At 68.6% G+C, this 5,476-nt stretch carries 5 protein-coding genes; 1 reads left to right on the plus strand and 4 read right to left on the minus strand.

All coding sequences use genetic code 11. From position 1 onward, the window contains the following. The 4 genes from VFM98_RS21660 to fumC form a co-directional block, all read right to left on the minus strand. Positions 1–467, minus strand: a 467-nt coding sequence (locus VFM98_RS21660; RefSeq protein ID WP_325111961.1) for an ABC transporter ATP-binding protein, incomplete at its 3' end; no start/stop codon positions are given. A gap of 10 nt (positions 468–477) precedes the next feature. Next, positions 478–2,193 (minus strand): iron ABC transporter permease, encoded by a 1,716-nt coding sequence (locus tag VFM98_RS21665; protein WP_325111962.1) that lies wholly within the window; start codon positions 2,191–2,193, stop codon positions 478–480. Between the two features lie 6 nt (positions 2,194–2,199). Next, positions 2,200–3,243, minus strand: coding sequence for an ABC transporter substrate-binding protein (locus VFM98_RS21670; RefSeq protein WP_325111963.1), 1,044 nt, complete (start codon positions 3,241–3,243; stop codon positions 2,200–2,202). 272 nt (positions 3,244–3,515) lie between these two features. Continuing rightward, positions 3,516–4,904 (minus strand): class II fumarate hydratase, encoded by a 1,389-nt coding sequence (gene fumC, locus VFM98_RS21675; protein ID WP_325111964.1) that lies wholly within the window; start codon positions 4,902–4,904, stop codon positions 3,516–3,518. A 219-nt stretch (positions 4,905–5,123) separates the two neighbouring features. On the opposite strand from fumC, the gene VFM98_RS21680 reads away from it, so the two are divergent. Next, positions 5,124–5,438 (plus strand): hypothetical protein, encoded by a 315-nt coding sequence (locus tag VFM98_RS21680; protein ID WP_325111965.1) that lies wholly within the window; start codon positions 5,124–5,126, stop codon positions 5,436–5,438. Positions 5,439–5,476 lie beyond the last annotated feature (38 nt).

The following is a 5,476-nucleotide window of genomic DNA, read 5'->3' on the forward strand; positions in this document are numbered from 1 at the left end:
GGCTCCACCACCAGCGCGCGGGCGAGCGAGACGCGCTGCTGCTGCCCGCCCGAGAGCTCGCCGGGATAGCGCTGCGCGAGCTGCGAGAGCCGGGTGGTCGCGAGGATGGTCTCCGCCCGCTGCTGCGCCTCGCCCTTCGCCAGCCCGCGCAGCTTCAGGCCGTAGGCGACATTGTCGAACACCGTCATGTGCGGCCACAGCGCGTAGCTCTGGAAGATCATCGACATGTTGCGCCGCTCGGGCGGGTCGCTGCGCCCCGGCGCGGAGATGCGCCGGCCGCCGACGCGGATCTCGCCGGCGTCGGGCTCGATGAAGCCGGCGATCAGGCGCAGCGTCGTGGTCTTGCCGCAGCCGGAGGGCCCGAGCAGGCACACCAGCTGGCCCTTGTCGACCGCGAGCGAGAGGTCCTTCACCACCGCCGCGCCGGCGTAGCGTTTCGACAGGGCGTCCAGTTCCAGGAAAGCCATTCGTTGTCTTTCAGCGCAGGGCCGGCAGGCGCGGGCCGCCCAGCAGCGGCAGCCGGGTGGCCAGCAGGACGACGGCGAACGAGACCACCAGCAGCAGGATCCCCAGCACGGAGATCGCGCCCATGTCGCCGCTTTCGTTGAGGTCGTAGATGATCACGGACACCAGCTTGGTGTTGGCCGTGGTGAGCAGGATCGTGGCCGAGAGCTCGCGGATGGTGCCGATGAAGACGAAGCACCAGGTGGCGATCACGCTGGTGCGCAGCAGGGGCGCCGTGATCAGGCGCAGCGTCTTCAGCCGGCTCGCGCCGAGGATGCGGCTCGCGTCCTCCAGCTCGGGATGGATGCCGTGGAAGGCCGCCGCCATCTGCTGGTAGCCGGCCGGCATCTCGATGGTGAGAAAGGCGATCAGCAGGATCCACAGCGTGCCGTACAGCATCAGCTGCGGATGCGAGTAGGTGAGGAACAGGCCCACGCCGAGCACGATCCCGGGGATCGCCACCGGCGCCGTCGCCAGCATGCCGAGCCAGGGCGCACCGCGCACCGGGTTGCGCGAGACCATGTAGGCGGCCAGCAGCGCCAGGCCGGTGCCGATGGTCGAGGTGGAGAACCCGAGCAGCATCGTGTTCCACATCGCCAGCCGCGTGGCCGAGAACTCGAAGAAGACGAAGTGGAAGTTGTGCAGCGTCAGGCCCGCGACGCCGTTCTTCGTCAGCGCCGTCCTGGCGAGTGCCGCGTAAGGCAGCAGCACGGTGAGCGACAGCACGACGAAGGCGAAGGCCAGGGCCAGCGGCATCCACCCCCTCAGGCGCGTGACGCGCGGCTCGCCGCTCTTGCCACCCAGCACCGTGTAGCCCTTGCGCCCCAGCACCCAGGCCTTGCCCTGCAGCAGCAGCACGGTGATCAGCAGCAGGGGCAGCGAAGCGGCGGCGGCCAGCCCCGGCTTGGGCGGGTACTGGAACAGGCTCCAGATCTTGGTGGTGATCACGTGGAAGCCCGCCGGCAGCGCCAGGATGGCCGGCGAGCCGAACATGGTGAGCGCCTGCAGCACGGCGATCAGCGAGCCGGCCAGCATCGCCGGCAGCACCAGCGGCAGCGTGATGGTGCGCAGCGTGGTCCAGCCGCGCGCGCCGAGGATGGACGAGGCGTCCTCCAGGTCGGAAGGGACGCGGTCCAGCCCGTTGGCCACCAGCGTGAAGACGTAGGGAAAGGTGTAGCAGGCGATGGCGAACACCAGCCCCTCGAAGCTGTAGATGTCGACCAGCGCGTCGTAGGGCTGCGCCCCGGTGAGCGCGCGCCAGGCCACGTTGAGCAGGCCGCTGTTGGGAGCGGCAAGGATCTCCCACGCGATCGCGCCCAGGAAGGGCGGCGTCACGAAGGAGGCCATCACCAGCGCGCGCACCAGCCGCCGGCCCGGCAGGTCGGTGCGTGCGACCAGCCAGGCGAGCGGCGCCGCGACCGCGCAGGACAGCGCGCCCACCGCCAGCGCCATCGCGATCGCCACGCCGAAGGGCTTGCGCAGCGTGTTGTCGGTGACGAGCGTGGCGAAGTTGGCCAGCGTGAACTGGCCGTCCTTGTCGACGATGCTGTAGTAGCCCAGCCAGCCGAGCGGCAGCACCACCAGCACCACCAGCACCGCGGCCAGCACGTAGAACGCGGGCCGCAGCAGGTCGAGGCGGAACTGGGGCCTTGCGAGGGCAACCGGTGCGTCCGGCAGGGCGACCGACATCTTGCGTCAGGTCCCGAAATACTCTTCGTACTTCTTCTTGATCGTCTCGGCGTCGAGCTGGGTCGGGTCGGAGTTCAGCAGCTTGATCTGCGCCAGCGGCGTGCGCCCGGCCTTCTCCTTCACCTCGGGGTGGAAGGAGCGCAGGCCGCCGATGTCGCTATTGAGCTGCTGCGCCTCGCGCGAGAACATGAAGTGGTAGAACAGCTTCGCCGCGTTGGGGTTGGGCGCGTTCTTCAGGATCGCCGCGTTGCCGATCACGAGCGGCGTGCCCTCCGGCGCATAGACCGGCTCGATCGGCACCCCGCTTTCCTTCAGCAGGAAGACGTTGTATTCGTTGCCGTCGGCCATCACGGGGCGCTCGCCGGCCGCCAGCTTCTTGGGCGGCTCGGTGGAAGACTGCACCTGCATGATCTTCTGCTTGCCCAGCTGCTCGAAGTACTTCCAGCCCAGGCTGGACTGCGACAGCGCCTGGGTGCCCGTCATGATGGTGCCGCTGTAGCCCGGGTGCGCCTTGACCATCTTGCCGGCCCACTTCGGGTCGAGCAGGTCGGCGTGCGACTTCGGCGCCTGCTCCTTGGGCACCAGCTTGGTGTTGTAGGCGATCACCGAGAGGTGGGCGCGGTAGGCGGCGAACTGGCCGTCCGCGTCGCGGTACTCCTTGGGCCAGAACTTCGCCACGTCGCTCGGCACGGCCGGTTGCAGCCAGCCCTGCTTCTTGAAGTGGATGAAGTGCACGGCGTCCGACGTCTCCACCACGTCGGCGTTGTAGATCCTGCTGCCGTATTCCTGGTTGATGCGCTGGAAGATGCGCTCGGCGCCCGAGCGCTCCACCTGCACCTTGATCCCCGGGTACTTGGCTTCGAAGGCGCGGGCGAGCTTCTCCGCGACCTGGATGTCGGTGGCCGAATACCACACGACCTTGCCCTCCTTCTGCGCGGCGGCCACCAGCTGCGGCGTGGCTTCGTAGGGGGCGGGAGCTTGGGCCGAGGCCGCACCCGGGACGAGCGCGGCCGCGATCGCCAGCGCGGCGACGACGGACTTCACTGACATGCAGGTCTCCTTGTCTGCGGCTTCACGCTGGCCGCGGGAAGCCGATATTGGAGACGCGTTTTTGAAGTGTCAACAGTTCAGACCATAACGTCGACAGCTCGTGGAGACGGAAGGCCCAAGCGAAAACCCGGAGGGGGAAAACCAACTGCCGGACGCAGAGGACGCGAAAGATACGCAGAGGACGCAAAAGAGACAAGAAAACCTTTAAAAGGCTTTCTTTCGCGTTCTCTGCGTACCCTTTGCGTCCTCTGCGTCCGGAAGTCGGTATCGATTCAGCCTCCGCCCACCATGTCCTCCGCCCGCACCCACTGGTCGAACTGCTCGCCGGTGACGTGGCCCGAGGCGATGGCGGCTTCGCGCAGGCTGGTGCCTTCCTGGTGCGCCTTCTTCGCGATCTGCGCCGCCTTGTCGTAGCCGATGTGCGGGTTGAGCGCCGTCACCAGCATCAGCGAGCGGTCCACCAGCTCCTGGATGCGCTCGCGGTTCGGCTCGATGCCCTTCGCGCAGTGCTCGTCGAAGCTGCGCATGCCGTCCGCCAGCAGGCGCACGCTCTGAAGGAAGTTGTGCGCGATCATGGGCCGGAACACGTTGAGCTCGAAGTTGCCCGAGGCGCCGCCGATGTTGATCGCCACGTCGTTGCCGAACACCTGGCAGCACAGCATGGTCAGCGCCTCGCTCTGGGTGGGATTCACCTTGCCCGGCATGATGGAGGAGCCCGGCTCGTTCTCCGGGATGCGGATCTCGCCGATGCCGCTGCGCGGGCCGCTCGCCAGCCAGCGGATGTCGTTGGCGATCTTCATCAGGCTGGCCGCCAGGGTCTTGAGCGCGCCGTGCCCGTGCACCAGGGCGTCGGCCGCGGCCATCACCTCGAACTTGTTGGGCGCGCTCACCAGCGGCAGGCCGGTCAGGCGCGCCAGTTCCTCGGCCACCTTCTCGGCGTAGCCCTTGGGGGCGTTGAGGCCCGTGCCCACCGCGGTGCCGCCCAGGGCCAGCTCGCACAGGTGCGGCAGGGTGGCGTGCAGGTGGCGGTCGGCCTGCTCGAGCTGGGCGACGTAGCCGGAGAACTCCTGCCCCAGGGTGAGCGGCGTGGCGTCCTGCAGGTGGGTGCGGCCGATCTTGACGATGCCCATGAAGTCGCGCGACTTGCCGGCCAGCGTCTCCTTCAGCTGCGCCAGCGCGGGCAGCAGCTTCTCCTTGATCGCCGTCACCGCCGCCAGGTGCATGGCGGTGGGATAGACGTCGTTGGACGACTGGCTCTTGTTCACGTCGTCGTTGGGATGCACCTTGCGGCCCTCGCCGCGGCTGCCTCCCAGCAGCTCGCTGGCGCGGTTGGCCAGCACCTCGTTGACGTTCATGTTGGTCTGGGTGCCCGAGCCGGTCTGCCACACCACGAGCGGGAATTCCTCGCCGTGGCCGCCCTGCAGCACTTCGTCGGCGGCGGCGATGATGGCGGCGGCCTTGTGCTGGTCCAGCAGGCCCAGCAGGTGGTTGACGACGGCCGAGGAGCGCTTGATCTGCGCCAGCGCCCGGATGATCTCCCGCGGCTGGCGTTCGCCGGAGATGTCGAAGTTCTGCAGCGAGCGCTGCGTCTGCGCGCCCCACAGGCGCTCGGCCGGGACCGCGATGGGCCCGAAAGTGTCGTGTTCGATGCGGGTGGCCATGGAACACCGTAGCAGTTTTGGCCTGCCGGTGGTGGCAGTCCGACGCACGTCAAGGAAATGGCGCGGGGCTCCTCCCGAATGGGCAGGCGGCGGCCGCAGCCCGCCCCTACTGTGTTCCAATCCCGCGGGACAGGGTGGGGTGTGGAAAAAAGAATTCATTCGACGAGGCGGCGCGCGCCTCCGCCGGGCGCGCTGCGCGCCACTTGCGCACTGGGCCTCGTGCTCGGCCTGGCTGCCTGCGCGCACGACGAAATCCACCGCATCCCGCGCGAGTCCCACGTCTCCTCCACCAGCGCCAGCCCCCTCGCCCGCTCCGAGCGCGAGGCCGACATGAACCGGCAGTGGCAGAACAGGACCCTGGCCGAACTGCTGGAAGCCTATGGCCGTCCCAAGATGGTCATGAACATCCCCGGGGGCGGCATGCCCCCCAGCTTCGCCGTGGTCTACGGGCCCGATCCGGCCAGCGGCTGCATCGACGCCTTCGCCGTGAGCTCCCGCGGCGAGCCGGTCGTGCGCATCTACCCCTGCCGCTGACCGCAGCAGCCCCCGCTTCGGGCTGAATCGCCACCGGC

Origin of the sequence: Ramlibacter sp., from assembly GCF_035706265.1 — a bacterium.
Lineage (GTDB): Bacteria > Pseudomonadota > Gammaproteobacteria > Burkholderiales > Burkholderiaceae_C > Ramlibacter.

Excerpts from the sequence above, each read along its gene's own strand:
- VFM98_RS21665 (WP_325111962.1), bottom strand. The coding sequence starts at position 2,193 with ATGTCGGTCGCCCTGCCGGACGCACCGGTTGCCCTCGCAAGGCCCCAG.
- VFM98_RS21670 (WP_325111963.1), bottom strand. The coding sequence starts at position 3,243 with ATGTCAGTGAAGTCCGTCGTCGCCGCGCTGGCGATCGCGGCCGCGCTC.
- fumC (WP_325111964.1), bottom strand. The coding sequence starts at position 4,904 with ATGGCCACCCGCATCGAACACGACACTTTCGGGCCCATCGCGGTCCCG.